At 49.9% G+C, this 18323-nt stretch carries 12 protein-coding genes; 3 read left to right on the top strand and 9 right to left on the bottom strand.

Annotated elements, in window-relative coordinates; genetic code table 11:
- Nucleotides 1-48 precede the first annotated feature (48 nt).
- The 5 genes from BACCOPRO_RS16085 to BACCOPRO_RS16065 all read right to left on the bottom strand — a co-directional run bounded on the left by BACCOPRO_RS16085 (nt 49) and on the right by BACCOPRO_RS16065 (nt 8688).
- Nucleotides 49-1509, bottom strand: coding sequence for a calcineurin-like phosphoesterase C-terminal domain-containing protein (locus BACCOPRO_RS16085; protein WP_008145300.1), 1461 nt, complete (start codon nt 1507-1509; stop codon nt 49-51).
- 3 nt (nt 1510-1512) lie between these two features.
- Nucleotides 1513-2286: a glycerophosphodiester phosphodiesterase gene (locus BACCOPRO_RS16080; protein ID WP_008145299.1), complete on the bottom strand. Its 774-nt coding sequence runs from the start codon at nt 2284-2286 to the stop codon at nt 1513-1515.
- 333 nt (nt 2287-2619) lie between these two features.
- Complete coding sequence (locus BACCOPRO_RS16075) at nt 2620-6213, bottom strand: glycoside hydrolase family 2 TIM barrel-domain containing protein (protein ID WP_008145297.1); 3594 nt, start codon at nt 6211-6213, stop codon at nt 2620-2622.
- 86 nt (nt 6214-6299) lie between these two features.
- Entirely contained in the window at nt 6300-7463 is a 1164-nt protein-coding gene (locus BACCOPRO_RS16070) for a DUF3843 family protein (RefSeq protein WP_008145296.1), read from the bottom strand.
- A gap of 49 nt (nt 7464-7512) precedes the next feature.
- Nucleotides 7513-8688 (bottom strand): MFS transporter, encoded by a 1176-nt coding sequence (locus BACCOPRO_RS16065; protein ID WP_008145295.1) that lies wholly within the window; start codon nt 8686-8688, stop codon nt 7513-7515.
- Nucleotides 8689-8811: 123 nt separating this feature from the next.
- Between BACCOPRO_RS16065 and BACCOPRO_RS16060 the strand changes: the two genes are divergently transcribed.
- Together BACCOPRO_RS16060 and BACCOPRO_RS16055 are read left to right on the top strand one after the other, a co-directional pair.
- Nucleotides 8812-9645 carry an alpha/beta hydrolase gene (locus tag BACCOPRO_RS16060; RefSeq protein ID WP_008145294.1) on the top strand — a complete coding sequence of 278 codons (834 nt, stop codon included), beginning with the start codon at nt 8812-8814 and terminating at the stop codon, nt 9643-9645.
- A gap of 87 nt (nt 9646-9732) precedes the next feature.
- Entirely contained in the window at nt 9733-10659 is a 927-nt protein-coding gene (locus BACCOPRO_RS16055) for an Rpn family recombination-promoting nuclease/putative transposase (RefSeq protein WP_008145293.1), read from the top strand.
- 98 nt (nt 10660-10757) lie between these two features.
- On the opposite strand, the gene BACCOPRO_RS16050 is transcribed toward BACCOPRO_RS16055, so the two are convergent.
- The 4 genes from BACCOPRO_RS16050 to BACCOPRO_RS16035 all read right to left on the bottom strand — a co-directional run bounded on the left by BACCOPRO_RS16050 (nt 10758) and on the right by BACCOPRO_RS16035 (nt 17336).
- Entirely contained in the window at nt 10758-11006 is a 249-nt protein-coding gene (locus tag BACCOPRO_RS16050) for a cyclomaltodextrinase C-terminal domain-containing protein (RefSeq protein ID WP_040311620.1), read from the bottom strand.
- Nucleotides 11007-11146: 140 nt separating this feature from the next.
- Nucleotides 11147-12400 carry a serpin family protein gene (locus BACCOPRO_RS16045; RefSeq protein ID WP_162231606.1) on the bottom strand — a complete coding sequence of 418 codons (1254 nt, stop codon included), beginning with the start codon at nt 12398-12400 and terminating at the stop codon, nt 11147-11149.
- A 195-nt stretch (nt 12401-12595) separates the two neighbouring features.
- Entirely contained in the window at nt 12596-13549 is a 954-nt protein-coding gene (locus tag BACCOPRO_RS16040) for a glycoside hydrolase family 18 protein (RefSeq protein WP_258461142.1), read from the bottom strand.
- A 175-nt stretch (nt 13550-13724) separates the two neighbouring features.
- Entirely contained in the window at nt 13725-17336 is a 3612-nt protein-coding gene (locus tag BACCOPRO_RS16035; protein ID WP_008145288.1) for a glycosyl hydrolase 2 galactose-binding domain-containing protein, read from the bottom strand.
- A gap of 353 nt (nt 17337-17689) precedes the next feature.
- Here BACCOPRO_RS16035 and BACCOPRO_RS16025 point away from each other — a divergent pair, with 353 nt between their 5' ends.
- On the top strand, nt 17690-18265 hold the full coding sequence (locus tag BACCOPRO_RS16025; RefSeq protein WP_008145285.1) for an RNA polymerase sigma factor: 576 nt from the start codon (nt 17690-17692) through the stop codon (nt 18263-18265).
- The last annotated feature ends 58 nt before the right edge of the window (nt 18266-18323 follow it).

Here is an 18323-nt window from a genome sequence, read left to right as displayed (position 1 = left end):
TTAATTTATGGATTGTTTATATTCATATCGCCTTGATTTCATTCGGGCTCAGAGACGAATACTCTTCGTATATACCTCTCCGAAACGATTGGTAAATTCTACCCGGATTTCCTTGCTTCCGTCGGCAGGCATGGCACGGAACAGATGGCCTGTCTTTTCTGCCGAGGCACGGTTCTTCAGTTCCGAAGCACGCTCTTCATCGGAATCAACGAACTGTTCCATTTCTCCCATCGGTTTTCCGTCCTGAAACCACACGACTTTGCAGGCACTGTCCCAGTCCCAGACATTGGCAACCACAAAACTGCTCTGGCTTTTGAACTCTCCTTTGTTATAGATGCGGAACTGATAAGAAAAGTCACGGCGGGTTCCCTTGTAATGCCACTTCAAATCATTTCCGTCAACATCCACCACCATATATCCGTTGGGCGCACCACACTGATTGACCCAGCCCGTCCACCAGCCGCCACAGGCCGCACCGATGTTGTGTTCATACAGCACAGGAGAAACTTCATTGTTCTGGAAGAAATGAGTGTGTCCGCTGAACACATGTACATTATAGTTTTTCAGAACCTCCTTCAGCTGGGCGGCGTTCCGGATGTTGCCATCGGGAGAAATACGGTTCCATGAAGGTGCATGCATGTTCAGGATTACCAGACTGCCTTCAGGCAAATAGCTCAAATCCTTCTTCAGCCAATCCAGCTGCTGCCCGGTCAGGCTGGTCAGATAAGATTTTCCACCTACATAGTTGATGTTCTTCATCGTGACAATATGTGCCTTGCCGATGTTGAAAGAATAGTCAGTGGGACCGAAATGACTTTCGTAGACCATTTCACCATATACCGGTGAAGCCAGTTCCATATTGTGAAGCCCCTGATACTGTCTGTCAAAATCGTGATTACCGATACACTGGAAGAATGTGGCTCCCGTATTTTTCAGCGAAGCTTTGTAATTATCAAACAAAGGCATGTTGTCCCATACCAGGTCGCCCAGTGTCATTCCGACAACTTCATGCGACTGCTTCAACGAGTCAATGACTTCCACCATATCGGGCACCGTTTCCTGGCACCAGCGCTTGAAATCGCGTTCATTGCGCACCTGAGGATCAGACACGGCTATGTAATGGAAACGATCGTCAGTTTCAGTCCGCTTCTCCAATACAAAATCATGTTTTCCACCGGCCAAAGCCAGGACACGCACCGGAACATAAAAGCCATCGGCCAGTCCGTCATTCTGAGGCAAGACATATCCTGCCGGAGTAGAAATGCTAACGAACTTGCTTCTGGTCGTATCTGAATGCAACGCCCACGTTCCCTGTGCATCCGTTGTTGTAAAACTAATACCGTTGTTCACTACGACACCGGCTACTCCCCGACCATTTTTATCTATCACTTTCCCAGCAAAACAAAACTGAGAATCAACGATTTTTGCCTGTACACAGGCTCCATACAGCATGAAGCCCAGAATAATCCATTTACCTTTCATGTTATCTTTATTGATTTCACCTCTCATCCGTTATCGGGCTTCCCGACCGCTTACCATCTCTTTGGCTTCCAGCACCTGGTCAGTTGTCAGCAAATCCACACCCATAGCAATCATCTTCTGCAAATCAGCTGTTTTGTTCACAGTCCATACATTTACCTTCAATCCCAGACTTTGGGCTTCTTTCACCCATTCCGGATGCTTGTAAAACACCTTATAACTATAGTCTATTCCTGTCAGTCCTTTAGCCTTGATATCCTTCGGAGCACAGTCTCCATTCAGATAAGCCACTTCCGCATCCGGAGCCAGGCTGACAAGCTGTTCACATATATTCATGCTGAAAGAAATATATTCCACCTGCTTTTCCATTCCATATTTTTTTACCAGTCTGACACAGGCAGCGGCGATCTGATTTTCCTGAGATTGGGTCTTATGAGGTTTGATTTCCAGTACAAGACGAATCTCAGGAAGCTGCTTACCTGTCTTCAGATACTCTTCCAGCAAGGGAATACGTTCTCCGTTTTTCAATTTGATATCTTTCAGTTTTTCATACCTGGTCTCTCCGATCACCAGTCCTTCGACAACATCATCATGATTGACTACCACTACCCCGTCAGCAGTCAGCTGCACATCAAATTCGGAACCATACACTCCGGCTTCGGCGGCCTTCTGAAGGCCTGTAATCGAGTTCTGGGCAGAACCTTCTGTTTTCCAGAAGCCACGGTGAGCAATAACTTGAGTCTGTGCCTGTGCCGTCCATACAAAAAGCAGGCATAATCCTGTTAAAATAGATTGTTTAATTTTCATGTAACTTTTATTTTAGAATAACTCAAACAGAATCTTTATATAAAAAAGATTAAATATTTGATTTTTTAACGCTGCAAAAGTAGGACTATGGTATTACAGTCCAGTTACTTTTTCATAAAGAAGCTACATGATTCATATTGCATTTCCATTACTTATTCTGATACAAGCCGCATCCCTGAATATAACAAATCTCTATTCGACAACAGATTAACAACGGCAGGAAACAATCAGCAACAGCAAACAAGACAAACAGACAGAAAGAACAGGCATATATAAAAACGAGGCTGACTTCCGTAAATAAAGTCAGCCTCGTTACAGGTTTAATCATCAAGATCAGTCGCAGGCAGAGAAGCGCAGCTTGTAGCTGAACGGCATCTGCGGGATCTTGTATTTCAGCATGGTTTCCGGACCACAGCTGGCATTACCCAGACCGCGAACCAGTGCATCCAGGTGAAGGATGATGCACGGACGTTCCTGGAGTTCCCAGAGGTGGTTGGCCTTCATCAGGTCGGCATCCGTATAGCGCAGGGCGGAGAAGGATACACCGCCTTCGGTCTGGATGCTGACACCACGTCCCTGGCAGTTGGTCAGCTTCAGTTCACGCAAGCCTTCACGGTTACCCATGGACTGGGGTTTCACGTAAGGTACAACCATGTCTTCCACAGTGGTGCGGTAGCGTCCTACCATGCAGCCTGCATGACGGTCGTTATAGTTTTCCCACGGACCGTATGCATAATAGTCCACATTGTTCAGACCGGCATTGACGGAGCATACCAGACCGGTACGACGCAGGTCGGCAGTCTTCGGAGTGAGTTTCACATCCATATCCATTACGCCGCCCGGATAGAACACATACGTGATCTCCGTGTCGCAGAGACTTCCCTTGCGGACAGTCTTCACAACCACATTACCGCTGGCTTCTTCCACAGCCTCACAGGTACCGGTGGGTTCCAGTCCGTTTTCGGTCTTCTCGAAGCGGTCGTTTTCAATCCAGCGGTGGTTATCAAAGATGAAACCTTCACCGCCATAGATGACATCCAGTCCGTTCAGGCGCAGGGCAGTCATCCGTCCGGTTGTGGTGTCAAAGGCTGCATCCACAAATCCGTTGCCGACGGTCAGGCTCTGACCTTCTTTCTTCACGGCCAGCCTGGGTACACGGGCATTGATGCGCAGTTCCGGCAGTCCGGCACGGCTGGTCAGTTCAAACTGCTTCTGGGCTACTTCATGACCGGCTCCGGCCCATACCGTTGCCTTGCGCTGGCGCACGGTCAGGTTGATCATCACTTCTTCACCGTTCTTCGATGCTTTCTTCAGGTCAGCTCCCGACAGCGGCAAAGTGAGTGAAACGGAATCATAGGGGGCTACATCGGCCAGCAGCATGCTGTCTGCTCCCACTACATAACCGTCTTTCACGGTTTCCCAGCGCAGGTCAAAATCAGCCAGAGAAGTAAAGTTATACGTATTTTTCAGACTGACAGTCACTTCGTTTCCGTTCTTGTCATTATTCTCCAGACGGAACTTGATATACTGATAAACGGCTTTCACTTCCTTCAGCTTCGGAGTTTCCTCGCGGGTAGCGGGGATGATACCGTTGGAGCAGAAGTTGCCCTGGTGCGGGCCGGGGAAGTCGTATCCGGTGTGCAGACGTCCGGCATAGTTGCCCTGCTTGATTTCAACCGGTTCATAGATGGCCTGGTCTACCCAGTCCCAGATGGCACCACCGATGGTAGACGAACTGCTTTCGATGCTGTTCCAGTATTCAGTCAGGTTACCGATGGCATTACCCATGGCATGTGCATATTCGCAGATGAACATCGGCTTGTCGAACGAGTTGACATACTGATCCATCCAGCCCATGCTGGGATACATCTTCGAGTAGAGGTCACTGAAACGGTTACCGCCGAATTCCTTGCCGTCGCGGGTGCTTTCGTGGTGTACGGGACGGGGATCAAGGCGCTTGGCTGCATCGTAGCAGGCCTGGAAGTTGTTACCGCCTCCACATTCATTGCCCAGACTCCAGAAGATCACACTCGGATGGTTGCGGTCACGCAGCACCATGCGGTCGATGCGGTCCACAAAGGCCGGAATCCATGACGGCATGTCACTGATGGACTGGTTGGCATGGTCTTCCAGATCGGCCTCATCCATGGTATAGAGTCCGTAATAGTCGAACATGGCATACATCTTCGACGCGTTGGGATAGTGTGAGGTACGGATGGTATTGATGTTATTGCGCTTCATCAGCAGCACATCCTGCAGCATGGATTCCACCGTTACGGCACGTCCGTAGAGCGGATGGCTGTCGTGGCGGTTCACACCCTTGAAGAAGACGCGCTTGCCGTTGATATATACCAGCGGACCGCGTACTTCGATGTCGCGGAAACCATATTTGGTAGAGAAGGCCATTTCGTCCTTGCCTCCAGCACGCTGGATAACGCTCACCGTATAGAGGTTCGGTGTTTCTGCTGTCCACAGGCTGAGGTTCTTCACGCGGAAGTCAGTCTTAACCTTGCAGGTTGTTTCACGTTCAGAGAAACGCACGGTCTGTTCGGTTTCAGCCACTACCTTGCCCGACGGATCCGACAGACGGACAACAAGTTCCTTTTCGCCTTTCAGACGTCCCCGGTTGTCGAGCGTCAGTTCCACCTGCATTTCTCCCTGACGGTAATCAGCCGAAGCATCCAGACGGGAAGTAATGTAATGATCGCGCACGCTCACCAGCGGTATGTTGTAGAGATAAACATCGCGGAAGATACCGCTCATACGGAACATGTCCTGACATTCCAGGTAAGAGCCGTCGCTCCAGCGGAACACCTGTACGGCCAGTTTGTTCTGTCCCGGACGGAGATATGAAGTCAGGTCAAATTCAGCCACGTTGTTGGAACCCTGGGTATAGCCCACGTACTTTCCGTTCAGGTAAACCAATGCGGCACTGTAGATACCGTTGAACTGGATGAAAGTGCGCTGTTTATCCCAGCCTTCGGGCAGGTTGAAATAGCGGACGTAAGAGCCCACGGGATTGATGCCGTAGTTCTTTCCGCCGTCATTGAATCCCTTGCGGGCATCGATATAGGGCGGTGTGTTGGAGTGCGGATACTCCACATTGCAGTAGATGGGACGGTCATATCCCTGCATTTCCCAGTTGGAGGGAACAGGAATCGTAGCCCAGCTGCTGACATCATAGTCTTCTTTATAGAAATCCAGCGGACGTTCAGACGGCTGCGGCACGAAGTTGAAGTACCAGTCGCCGTTGAGCAGCATCATGGCCTTGCTCTGGTTGTACACCCACGGAGTGGCGTAAAACTCCTTGTCGGCCAGCATTTCCTGTTCGCTGAAATAAGGAATATAAGTGGCATGGCCCTTTTCCTTGTTTTCCTCGAAACGGGTTTCGTCTTCCCAGTACACCTTCTCGCGTGCAGCACCGGAAGCAGAAGCCGGAGCAGCCACCTTGCTTGCCGTGATGCGGAAAAGGGTTTCCTTCGACGTACCGGCCTTGGCTACATCCACCAGGGCGATGGTTCCGTCTTCGCGGCAGGAAGCTACCCACTGCGCCTTGTTTGAAGGAATCAGCTGCACATACTCGCCGACAGGCTTGATGAGCCACAGCTGCATTTCGTCAGATCCGTTCACTTCAGCCACCTGTGCCAGGGCATTGTCGGCAGCCCGCACGGCCCGGTTCTCAAAAGGATTAATCAGCCGGAAGCTGCCGGAAAGATCCGTGATGCTCCACTGCTGCTGTTTGTCCGATTCACTCACTGCGGCCAGTTTCACATTCGGGGCCGAACCTGAATAGCTCCAGGCCTTTCCCGGATACTTGACTGAGCAGACATTGTAGAGCTTCTTCTTGTCGAAGCGCACCTGTGCCTGCAGGCCCTGTACCGCCAGGAATACGAGGTAAGTCAGAATGACAAATAAACGTTGTTTCATAAGTTGTTATAGGTTTTTAAATTAAAGTCTGGGTAAAGATACGATTTTTCCGGGATATCCGGACACTGTTACGGATAATTTCCGGATCAGTCTCCCCGGTAGTAGTACAGCAGGGTGTGGCGGGCAATGAAATCCGCATTCTCCTGTACCCAGCTGTCCGCTTCGCCGGACAGGGAAGCATCAGGCAACCAGCCGTTGGCAATGCAGCGGTGCAACAGGTCGGGCGGACACAGCATTTCCTCGGTGAGCAGGCGGAAAGCCTTCCTGCGCGCTTCTTCCGGACGATACAACGGATTGTCCGGGTCGGCAATGCAGGCAGCCACGTCCTTGGCCAGCAGAATACCCTTCTCCCGATTCACCAGCAGGACAAAGTTGCGGTGGGCACGGAACTGAGGCAGGGTGTGATTGTCGTCATCAGGCCATTGGAGCACTCCGGTCAGAAAACCGCGCAGAGCCTCATAGTCCGGCAGATAAGCCACTTCCCGCCCCTGTGTATGCGCCGTAAAGAGTTCGTAGTTGCGGCGGTTCTGTTCCTTCACCCGTTCGGGTACTTCCGGTTCGGAAGTATAAAGTCCTTCCACTTCCTTCCAGCGTGAAGGATCGGCGGCCAGGCGGTCTGTCCATTCGTGCAGAAAGAGCGCCAGCGGTCCGGTCGGTACGATGAAACGGTCGTGCGGAGCAACATGGGCGATATAAGGCTGCATCGACGGCTCCGTCAGATAAGTATGTCCGAAAAGCCAGGTCAGCTTGCGTTCAGCCTCTTCTTTCGTGGCAAAGGTATCCCAGAATCCGGCCAGTGCCTCATTCTCGGGAGCTTCCTCGTAGGCCCGCTCCACCAGCGGAAGGAAAGCGGCTGCCTGACGGATAATGTCCGGATGCAGGGGACTGACAAAGCCGTGGCTGAAAGTGGCTTTCTGCCAGGTGTTCCAGATGAGGAACGCCACGTCTTCCTCGTTCACCTCATCGGAGAGCCAGTCGGCCGACACCTTCCGGAACGGAAGCGGCTTCCCGTAAAGCGCAGTATGTTCCTTCGTGAAACATCTCCACAGTCCGAGTCCGGAAACGACATCTTCCACATAGGCTGCCACATACAGACACAGCTTGCGCCGGAAAGGTTCGGGCAGCTCCGTCAGCGTACAGGCCGCCAGCAGTTCATTGGCCAGTGTCACATAATACGCATCCGAAGGACGGACAGCCGTATAGGGATGGATGGCCAGCCATTCTTTGGGGTAAAGGATTGATTTTTTCATGCGATATTTTAAAGAATTTGAGGTTACGGATCATAAAGGCAGTCCCGGATCAGTGTCTGGCCAGACACGTGATGAGCAGGGAACAGGCCGTCAGACAGACTCCGGCTCCTGCCACTCCGGCCCAGCCGAAGGCATGCCAGCATGTACCTGCCAGGAAAGTACCCGCAGCACCGCCCACAAAGTAAGTGGTCATAAAGATGGTGTTCACCCGGCTGGATGCCTGGGGAGCCATCGACAGGGCACAGGTCTGGTTACTGATCTGTACGCACTGCATACCGATGTCAATGAGGATGATACCGGCAATGAATCCGGTATACGTGTCCTGAAAGATATACATCACGGCCCATGCCGCAATCATCAGTCCGCAGCCGATGAAATTCAGGGGACGGACTCCCAGCCGGCGGACGGAGGCTCCCACAAAGGAAGCAGTCAGTGCCCCGGCCACTCCGCAGAGTCCCAGCATACCGATCACGTTGTTGCCGGCATAAAAGGGAGGTCCGCTCAGTTTGAAGGCCAGACAGGCCCAGAGCGCCAGGAAACTGCCGAAACAGAGTCCGGAACGTGCCGACACCATGCGGATCGTAGGCTGGCTGCGGAACAGATCCAGTAGAGACTTCATCAGGCCGCGATACGTCCCCCGGAAATTGGAAGGCATGTCAGGCAGGATGCGCAACACCACAAAGATGCAGACCAGCATCATCAGGGCAGCAATGTAATACATGGTGCGCCAGCCCCAGTATTCGCCGACAATTCCGCTGATCACACGAGATCCCAGAATACCGGCCAGCAGTCCGCTCACCAGCATCCCGACGTTACGGGCCTTGTTCTGCGGCAGCGAGAACTGCGAAACCATCGGTATGAAGATCTGCGGCATGACGGAACAGACACCCGTCACCAGCGAAGCCGCCAGTATGCAACGGATATCGGGCGCCACAGCCACAGCCAGCATGGAGCAGGCCAGCAGTGAAAAGTTAATCACAATGATGTTCCTCCGCTTGTAGAGGTCACCCAGCGGAATGATGAACAGCAGTCCCAGCGCGTAACCGATCTGCGTAACCATCGGAATGAGGTTAGCCGTAAACTCGGATACGTGCAAATCTTCGCCCATGCGGTTCAGCAGGGGCTGGTTGTAGTAGAGGTTGGCAACTGCCACCCCGGAAATGATCGCCAGCATCCACAGCAGGGATGCGGGGATTCCTTTGTTTTCTTCCAATCGTATTCTCATGCCCCAAAGGTACGTTTTTTACCACAAAATGCCCTTATCCGCACCTGAAAAAGTGAAAAACGTCTTACCTTTGCAAAAAACAAAGCCTAAAATTCTAACTCATAAACCAACCTTTTAACAACGATGAAAAAACTCGGATTATGCCTTGCCGTCCTCTTGCTGACGGCCCTTTGTGCCCAGGCTGCACGGGTGGACACCCTCTCCGTTGCGAGTCCCAAAATGAAACGGAACATTCCGGTAGTGGTCATCGTGCCCGAACAGGCACTGGCCGGAAACTCCTGCCCTACCCTCTATCTACTGCACGGACACGGAGGCAATGCATTCACATGGCCGACCATCAAACCGGAACTTCCCCAGATGGCCGACCGCGACGGTATTATCGTAGTATGTCCCGACGGAGAAGCAAGCTGGTACTGGGACAGTCCGCTACGTCCGGAAAGCCAGTTTGAAACCTTTGTAGCCCGGGAACTGACCGCCTGGATCGACTCCCGCTATCCCACCATCAAAGACCGCAAGGGACGGGCCATCACCGGACTCAGCATGGGCGGACACGGAAGTATGTGGCTGTCCTTCCGTCACAAGGATCTGTTCGGAGCAGCCGGAAGTACCAGCGGCGGTGTAGATATCCGTCCGTTCCCAAAAAGCTGGGGAATGAGCAACCACCTGGGTAAGGAAGTAGAAAACCAGAGCCGCTGGGATGCCCACACGGTCATGACCCAGCTGGACCGCATCCAGGATGGAGATCTCTCCCTGATCATCGACTGCGGAACGGAAGATTTCTTTCTGGAAGTCAACCGGAAATTCCATCAGGAACTCCTCAGGCGAGGTATCCGTCACGATTTTATCATACGTCCGGGTGCCCATAACATAAACTACTGGAACAATTCGATCGATTATCAGTGGATTTTCTTCCGCAAATACTTTAAAGGCTACCGTGATCCTGCCGCATCGAAATAACAAGAAAAACTAAAACATTCATTTTCTTGGTAAAAACCAAATTATTCATTTCCTTTGTAAGAACAACAATTAACAACGCATTGCCTTATGGAAAATTATATTCGTTTTGACTGGGCCATGAAGCGCCTGTTGCGCAACAAGGCCAATTATGCGGTATTGGAAGGACTGCTTACCACCCTGCTGGAGGAAAAAGTAACCATCCACAAATTGTTGGAAAGCGAAAGCAATCAGGAGGATGAATTCGACAAATATAACCGCGTGGACATGCTGGCCGAAAATTCACAAGGAGAGCTGGTACTCATCGAGGTTCAAAACAACAACGAGTATGCGTACTTCCAACGCATGCTGTTCGGTGCGTCCAAACTGGTAACGGAATACATCAACCGGGGTGAAGGATATGAGAAGGTGCGTAAAGTATACAGCGTGAATATTGTATATTTCTCCCTGGGACACGGCAAAGATTTCGTATATCACGGGAAGACAGAATTCATAGGCATTCACGAAGGAGACATACTGGAACTCAGTCCATTCCAGAAACAGACATTCAAGGTGGACAAGGTCAGTCAGCTCTATCCGGAATATTACATTCTGAAAGTAAATGACTTTAACCGGGTAGCCAGGACACCGCTGGAAGAATGGATTTACTATCTGAACACAGGCAATGTTCCGGAACATGCCACAGCTCCGGGACTGGATACGGTGAAAGAGCAGTTGAAACTGGACCGTATGAGCCGGGAAGAACTGAAAGCATACTATAAGCATCTGGACAATATCGTGATTCTGCGTGACAACATCATGACGGAACGTGCTGAAGGGCGTGCTGAAGGCAGAGCAGAGGGGCGTGCAGAAGGTCGCGCTGAAGGCAGAGCTGAAGGTCTGGCAGAAGGGCGTGCTGAAGAAAAGGCCGCTATTGCACGGAACCTGAAATCACTGGGATTGTCTCCGGAACAAATAGCAAAGGCTACCGGACTGACAGAAGCAGAAATCAATCAATTAACTACTGACCACCAGTAAGTGTAACAAACAGAAAGGCTGTTCCCCTGCCCTGCGGCAGTCGGGAACAGCCTTTTCCAAATATTCTGTCCACTCAGTCTCCTTTTGGAGGGAGACTCTTAAAATTCGATGACCAGTGACTGGCGAGCCGGTAAAACCAAATTACGTGTGAAATCCACTTGCTTGCCGCTGGCAATTTCCGTACCGGTTTTCCGTCCATTTGTCAAGGCATTGTAATGTTCGCTTGGCAATGTCTGTTCCTGGTCAGTACTGTTCAAAACGATCATTTCCGTCTTTCCTTCGTTTGTACGAGCATACAAGTATATTCCCTGCTGAGGGATATGATACTTTACGGTTTTGTATTCCAACATCTTTAGTTTAGTTTGGTTTAGCGGGGCAAATTTATATGTTTTCCAACATATTATACATTCCGTACAAACAGAAAATATTATTTTTATTCAGTTTTCATGATTTACATCAAGCCGGTGAAATCAGTATAGAAATGAGTTTATTCCGGATTCAATTCTTCCACTTTACCCATGAAAAGCATCAGTCCGGTACTCTTTTCCTGGATGAAGAAATAGAACGGCCGGTCAAAAGTGACAGCTGCCACAGGTTCCTCACCTCCTTCAGGCAAAGAAGTGTCAAGCCCTGCCCAGGTGACGGAAGCAGCTTCTGTTCCCCGTTCGTCTACCCTGAGAACAGACTGCTGCTTGAAAACATTGAAATACAACGGATCGGGGGTCAGTCCACTGAAATCAGCCTCTCCACTGAATGCATCGTGAATCCCCATTTCCTGAAGCATTTCAATAAGTGAGGTATCATAAGCCAGTTCAAACTTCGGCAGTTTCAGATCCACCTGAGCCCCATAAAGCCGGGACGTCAGTTCTTTCCAGGCTCCGTCGGCCAATGCCCGGCCGGCCTGCGCCATATCTGTCCCGGCAGCCGGAAGAACCAGCAACATGGAATATGCTTCGTTACCATAAGGAAGACTGACAGCCGTAAATGATTCAGTTGCGGCATAACCGGCTCTCTGTCTGTCATGCATCATCGGCACGGCAACTTCCCTGAGATTCCCCCGGAAAGTCTCTGTCCGAGTCTGTGCAGGATCAAATTTATCAGTCCATGCTCCTTTGAAATAAAGTGTATGAAGCATCACCAGCTGCGCATCCGCCAACGGACAATCAATTTCCCGAATACATCCTTCTGTCTTTTCGCTGCACCAGTCGTAAAGCTGCTGCTGACTTTGGGTATTCTGAAAATCCAGTTGTCTGACATCTGCTCCCAATACCGACTGAGCCACATCCGTATAACCGGAATGAACGGTGAACTGATCGTCCATCCACAGAGAATAAGCCTGTGCCAGTGAGGTTGTGTTATCCAGTTCCGGAAGCCAGGTATTGAGTTTCGAAAAGAAATCATTCAATTCACCGGCACTGACACCGGAAGGACTCAAAACCGCATACAGTTCATCAGCCGTATGACTCTCAGCTCCGTTAGCCATCAGGTTGAGCAAGGCAGCCGTGCCGAGAGGAGACACCAGCATATTTTTTCCTGCCTCCTGCAGACTGGCCTGTCTGAGCAAAGCCAGCGAGAAGTCCAGTGTATGGTCAGCCAACTGGGTTTCTGAACGCGTAAGAGGAATATCCTGCCGTTCTTTGGCTGCGGGAACATCCGTTTCGGAAGAAGACGGATCATCAGAGTTGCAGGCACTGAGTGCAAACAGCAACAAGGGTGTCAAGAAATACAACTTAGTCTTCATAATACTTCCTTTTAAGAAACGTTCAAATTTACTCATAAACAGGCTGATATCCAATGCCGTGTATGTAAAAAAAAAAAAACGCAAAGAGAATTCAAAAGCCGTATGAAAGAGACGAAATCTTACACGTTTCGAAACTCATGAAACAGATCATTCGTTTCCACAAAAAGTCATAGAAGCTCCTTGACTACCAACATATTATTCCTGCATTCCTTCATAGGCTGCTTTCCGGAGGCTCCCTTCTTTTCCATCAGAATTGTATTCCCAATACATAATACCCTTCAGCCCTTTCTGCTTGACAAAAGCACATTTGGCTGTAATGGAAGATGGATTCTCATACGAACAAACCAACTTTCCATCTTTATCAGCAAGGTAAGGGACTTTTGCAATCGAGTCCCAGCAGGTTTTGTAGTCTTGCTGCGCCATGATTGCATCGTAACTGATAAAATCAGACAATGGAGCAGCCGCATGCCCGTAGAAAGGAATACCCAATACCAGTTTTTCTACAGGAACTCCTTTCTGTATATGAGCCTCCACAGCCTCTTCACCGCATCCGTCTCCTACCAGTGGCGAACGGTAAAGAGCCGCATGATGATAAGGGGGACGGTTAATATCGTATACCATAACATTGACAAAATCTATATAAGGATCAATGGCTTTGAAGTCTATGTAATTGCCGTTATATACGGAAGCCAGTGTCAGGAGTTTGTCCGGACCGATTGCTTTTCGCAGATCTCTCATCAGCAACGTGTAATTTTGGGTATCGTCAGGAGAAGATGATATTCCTGCCGCACTGCTGGTAGGATATTCCCAGTCGATGTCAATACCATCCAGCTGAAACTGTTCGATTGCCCGCCGGCAATCGTTGGCAAACGACAGGCGGTATTGTTCGTTTGCAGCCATTTCACTGAATCTGCCACTTTCCCATCCGCCAACGGAAAGCAACACCTTCAGATGGGGAGCTTTTTGCTTGAGAGCCGTAATTTCAGACAGACGTCCTTCATTATCTATCTTGAGTTTGCTGAATGTAGAATCTACATGAGCGAATGCATAGTTTATGTGTGTCACAAGATCAGGGTCCGGAAGAGTTGCCCCATGCGATGTGACATATGCCAAAACAATCTTTTCATTTTTTGTGGAACAAGATTCCATCATACTTGCCATAACAGAAAGGCAGAGAAGAGTTATCAGTTGAAATATACTTTTCATATGTATAAACAGATTAAGATAAGTCAGTATAAAAAGCGCAAGAAGGTATAAGAAAAATTATAGAAGAGGATCCTGCGGATGCAGGTATCCTCTTCTACACGTCAGAACCGTTACATGATTATTGTCTGCTCAGTTCCTTTACATTGTATCCCGTTATCCGGATCACAGGAGAATTTCCCCGGGTATCAACATCTTTCCAACGGACAGATACCTCTTTCTGCTCACCGGGAAGCAGGGCAAAATAGTTGTCTTCATAGAGAATGGGCAGAAACTGGTCACCATCCTTGTCACCAACCACATTGATGCGGGTCATCAGTGCAGGTGTGGATGTGGGATTGGTCAGAGTGACTGTCGCTGTCCAGTTGCCTTCTTTATCCTGAGCCATCTTTGCCTGACAGTCGAGTGTCACTTCAGGCAGTTGCTTCAGAGCCTGATAATTGATTCCTTTCCGACTGGCGTGATAGAAATTGTCGGACAGGATCTTTCCGTCCTCCAGCAGCCACAGCTTGATGAAATAAACTTCCGAAAGCGTTTCGGGGAATTCCAGCTTGATGCACTTCTCTGTCGTATCCTCACGGCTGTCCACGGTCGTTTCTTTCTCCCAGGCTACACTGGCATCCATGTTCAGAATCTGTACCCGGGCTGTAAGATGACTGTGAGTACCGGCGCTGTAGTTCACCACTTCCACTTCATCGGTAGCCGGATTCCACTGAATATGCAGGGGTTCCGATGCTTTCTTGATGGCAAAGTAGGCTGCCGTCGGCTCCAGATAATAGTCGTAAGTCTGCCATACCATGGAAGGCCAGCAGGGATGACTCATCCACATCAGCAATCCCATGCGGTTCTTGCTCCGCGACTCAAACAGACTGCGGTGACCGTCGTAGTTCACCCACTGGGCCAGCTCCGTAAATTCCCGGGCACTCTGCGGCTTGCCATAACCTTCGGCTATGATTTCATTGAACGAAGCTGCTCCCTGTGCCCCCTGAAGAGTGTAGTCATGCATACCCCATTCATCCGACTGAGGCCAGATGCCTTCTTCAGAATAAGTCCGGCAGAAACCTTCGTAAGTCATCACGTTCGGCATACCGCGCTCACTGTGGAACTTATCGTTTCCGGCAGGAAGTGTAAAATAGGTCTTGGCAGGAAGCATGCGGTAAGGACCGTGTCCGCTCACAACCTCATCGGCCGAACTCGGGATGTAGTGCAGCCCCGGATGTTCGTCACGCACGATGCTCCGCAAGGCCTTGTCGATGCGTTCCGGCGGGAAGCCTTCGTTCCGTCCGCAATAGATACCGATGGAAGCATGGCTGCGGATGCGGCGTACGTAATCCTCGGCATTGGTGATGAACAGGTCAGGATAATAAGGATCGGGCCCGTCAGCAGGATTGGCCAGCCAGAAGTCCTGCCAGATCATGATACCGTGACGATCGCAAGCCTCATAGAGTTCTTCATCGCCGATCATGCCCACCCAGTTGCGCAGGATGTTCATGTTCATATCGGCATGATAAGCGACAGCTGCATCGTATTCACGTCCGCGGTAGTTCAGGTTCGACTCACTGAATCCCCAGTTGCCGCCGCGTCCGACGAATCGCCGTCCGTTGATATACATATTCAGAATACCCTTGTCCTCATTAAAGGTCATCTGGCGGATACCGGTCTTGTAAGAAAGGCTGTCAGAAAGTTTTCCGTCGGTCTTGAACGTGAAAGCAGCATCATAGAGGTAAGGCTCACCATATCCGTTGGGCCACCACAGACGCGGATGTTCCATATTCAGCTGTCCGAAGCGTTCCGGAGTGAAAAGGATCTCTTTCTCTTCGCCGGCTTTCAGAGTAACCTCCTGGGCAAAACGGAGAGTACCGATACTTCCTTCCAGCACACCCTGAACTTCCTTGTCGCTATGGTTCTTCACGAAAGCATGAGCGGTAAGGCGCACGGAAGTAGTGTCCGGCAGAGGGAATACACTCTCTACCAGCGGATCACTGACGGTTACGTTACCGGTGCTCACAAGCTTCACATCGTTCCAGATACCGATATTTCTGCCGCGGACCGTAGGAATCCAGTCCCAGCCGATCGTTGCATGGAAAGTAGGGTTGTCCGCTCCCAGGATTCCTCCGTTGAAGTCTGTGCTCTGCTTGTTCTTTTCCTTGACAGCTCCCAGGTGGCTGTTCTTCATGATCTCTACCGAAAGAACATTCTTTCCGGGAACAATCAGCTCCGTCACATCCAGTTTGCCGCGGATGAACGCGCCTTCGATGTCGCCTGCTTTCCGGCCGTTCAGATAGACATGAGCCTTCCAGTTGATTCCGTCAAAGTTCAGGAACACCCGGTCTTTGATGAAACCTTCGGGAACCGTAAACTCGTTACGGTACCAGAAATTGGAATTGAAGAATGACTCTGATACATTCAGCTGGTTGGCCGAATAGTTCGGATCAGGCAGGGCACCAATGTTCTTGTAGCTGCTCAGCACGGTTCCCGGTACCGTAGCCGGAATCCATCCGTCGGTCTGGAAACCGGCAGAAGCGATTTCTTCTCCATTGCCCTTCACTTCCGAAGCACGCTGGACCTTCCAGTTGCCGCCCGACAGACGGATGCTGTTGCCTTCGGCAGCCGGTTGCGGAACGGCACGGGCTGTCAGTCCACCCTTACCCATCACTTCGATTTCACTGAGCATATATGAACCTTTCTCCTTCGGACGTTCCATGAGTACACGCACATAGCGGGCTTTTCCTTTGACAGCTATTTCATCCGTAGGACTGTCTCCACCCGGCAGCGGAGCGGCATCCTTCCAGCTGCGTGCATCATCCGAGGTCTGGATCTTTCCCTGAACGGCCTTGTTCACCCAGTGCAGGATCACCTTGTCGAAATCGGCCTTAGTGCCGAGATCCACGTAGATCCATTCCTGCGCATCGCCCGCACTCATCCAGATGCTGTTGAAGCAGGAAGACGGTTTCAGTTCGACATATTCCCCGCCATTGAAGAAATTCATGTCGTGGATCGTCCAGTAGGCAGCTCCCGCCATCCGCATGACAACACGGTAATGACTGTACTCTCCGCTTTGCTTCATGGGAATCTCCAGTTCGATGATACGCACCGGAAGTGCTCCCTTTTCATCCTGTTTGTTCGGATCAGAATGCATGTTATATTTCGCAGCTTCGCCGGGCAGTCCTTTTCCGGCAATCTTTCCCAACTCGGTCCAGCTGGCCCCGTCGTCCGATCCCTGACAGATCAGTTCATAGCCCTTGCCGGCTTTTTCTGCATAATAAGTCACTGTCCCTTTCAGATAAACCCGGTCTGCCTTTTTCCTGTAGTTCTCCAGATCAAACTGGAAATAAGTGTCTTCACCGGTTGCCACATTCCGTGAATAAGGACCTTCATCGATCATCCACTCCCGCTCCCGTTTCGGCTTCTCGCCGTCAGGAGTCAGCAGTCTCAGATACTGAGGAACTCCGTTATGTACAATCCCGTCGGTAACCAGCTGGGCAGTCAGGTTATAGTCGTAAGCAGACGACTGATAAGCCGCACGCATCAGAGCGATGTTGCGGTAAGTATCGTCCTTCACCAGTTCGGGCGAAAAGTCCTCCTGCGGACTGCCCGGATACTGTCCGATTCCCCTTGTATAATAGTCCGAGCGGCCCGTCACCTGTCCGTTACTGCCGGAACAGGCTGCAAGCAACGCTGCCGAGGCTGCAATGCCTCCCAGAAAGAAATGAAAATAATGCCTGCGTTTCATTCTAATTATTAAGGTAATGGTTAAAGATAAAATTTAAATTTCCCGTGCGAATTTACGATTATTTTGCCAACTCTCCTGCCCGATTCTGCGATAAATTCATCCCGAGGCAAAGATTTAAGGTTTCCCGGCTTTTCTGCCCCGTCCAACCTCAGAAGTTTCTCTGTCCGCAAGCAATCACAAAAGCAATGCGGGCCGGGATATTTGATGATGTACCGGCAAAACGAAATAACAGTGAAATACAGGAGAACCGGATGTGTATTGGTTTTCCTGTCTGTATCTGCAATTTTTTTATCCCGAGTATGTTTTAATATATTTTTTATAAATTTGCCTTCAGACAAAAGATATGTATAGCTATGCAAGAGAAAATGCTGATTGAAGATATAAGAAACGGTTCTGAAAAAGCTTTCAAGATACTGTATTCCCAATGGGTATCGAGGCTCTATCAGTTCGTATATCAGTATCTGAAATCAGAAAGTGCTACGGATGATGTGGTACAGGAAACTTTCATGCGCATCTGGACCAACAGAGAAAGCCTTAATTCTGAGTATTTGTTCAAATCATATCTGTTTACTATCGCATATCACTGCCTTCTGAAAGAACTGAAAAGACAAATCAACAATCCTTCCATGGAGAAATATCTGGAATACCAGAATACGATGGCAACCAAAGACGATGAAATCTCCGACGAAATAGATTATGATACATTCCAAAAAGCTTTGGAGAAAGCGAAATCACACCTGTCACCCCGACAAAGGGAAATCTTCGAACTGAACAAGGAATATGGAATATCTATACCAGAGATTGCAGAAAAGCTTTCTATTACGGATCAGGTCGTACGTAACCAACTGTCGGCTGCACTCAAAACATTGCGCAATGAGCTGACGGGATTTAATGCCATTATTCTAATCATCGTTTTCTCTCTTCATTAATGTTATATAACATATAAAATGATATGTTATAAATCTGCTGCTTATGGATATTACCTAT

The sequence above is a fragment of the Phocaeicola coprophilus DSM 18228 = JCM 13818 genome (assembly GCF_000157915.1).
Taxonomy (GTDB): Bacteria; Bacteroidota; Bacteroidia; order Bacteroidales; family Bacteroidaceae; genus Phocaeicola; species Phocaeicola coprophilus.
The sequence above is the reverse complement of the archived record's forward strand: the minus strand, read 5'-3'. Positions and strand labels throughout refer to the sequence as shown.

Coding starts and splice junctions, on each gene's coding strand:
- BACCOPRO_RS16085 (WP_008145300.1), bottom strand. CDS start 1,509: ATGAGAGGTGAAATCAATAAAGATAACATGAAAGGTAAATGGATTATT.
- BACCOPRO_RS16080 (WP_008145299.1), bottom strand. CDS start 2,286: ATGAAAATTAAACAATCTATTTTAACAGGATTATGCCTGCTTTTTGTA.
- BACCOPRO_RS16075 (WP_008145297.1), bottom strand. CDS start 6,213: ATGAAACAACGTTTATTTGTCATTCTGACTTACCTCGTATTCCTGGCG.
- BACCOPRO_RS16070 (WP_008145296.1), bottom strand. CDS start 7,463: ATGAAAAAATCAATCCTTTACCCCAAAGAATGGCTGGCCATCCATCCC.
- BACCOPRO_RS16065 (WP_008145295.1), bottom strand. CDS start 8,688: ATGAGAATACGATTGGAAGAAAACAAAGGAATCCCCGCATCCCTGCTG.
- BACCOPRO_RS16060 (WP_008145294.1), top strand. CDS start 8,812: ATGAAAAAACTCGGATTATGCCTTGCCGTCCTCTTGCTGACGGCCCTT.
- BACCOPRO_RS16055 (WP_008145293.1), top strand. CDS start 9,733: ATGGAAAATTATATTCGTTTTGACTGGGCCATGAAGCGCCTGTTGCGC.
- BACCOPRO_RS16045 (WP_162231606.1), bottom strand. CDS start 12,400: ATGAAGACTAAGTTGTATTTCTTGACACCCTTGTTGCTGTTTGCACTC.
- BACCOPRO_RS16040 (WP_258461142.1), bottom strand. CDS start 13,549: ATGGAATCTTGTTCCACAAAAAATGAAAAGATTGTTTTGGCATATGTC.
- BACCOPRO_RS16035 (WP_008145288.1), bottom strand. CDS start 17,336: ATGAAACGCAGGCATTATTTTCATTTCTTTCTGGGAGGCATTGCAGCC.
- BACCOPRO_RS16025 (WP_008145285.1), top strand. CDS start 17,690: ATGCAAGAGAAAATGCTGATTGAAGATATAAGAAACGGTTCTGAAAAA.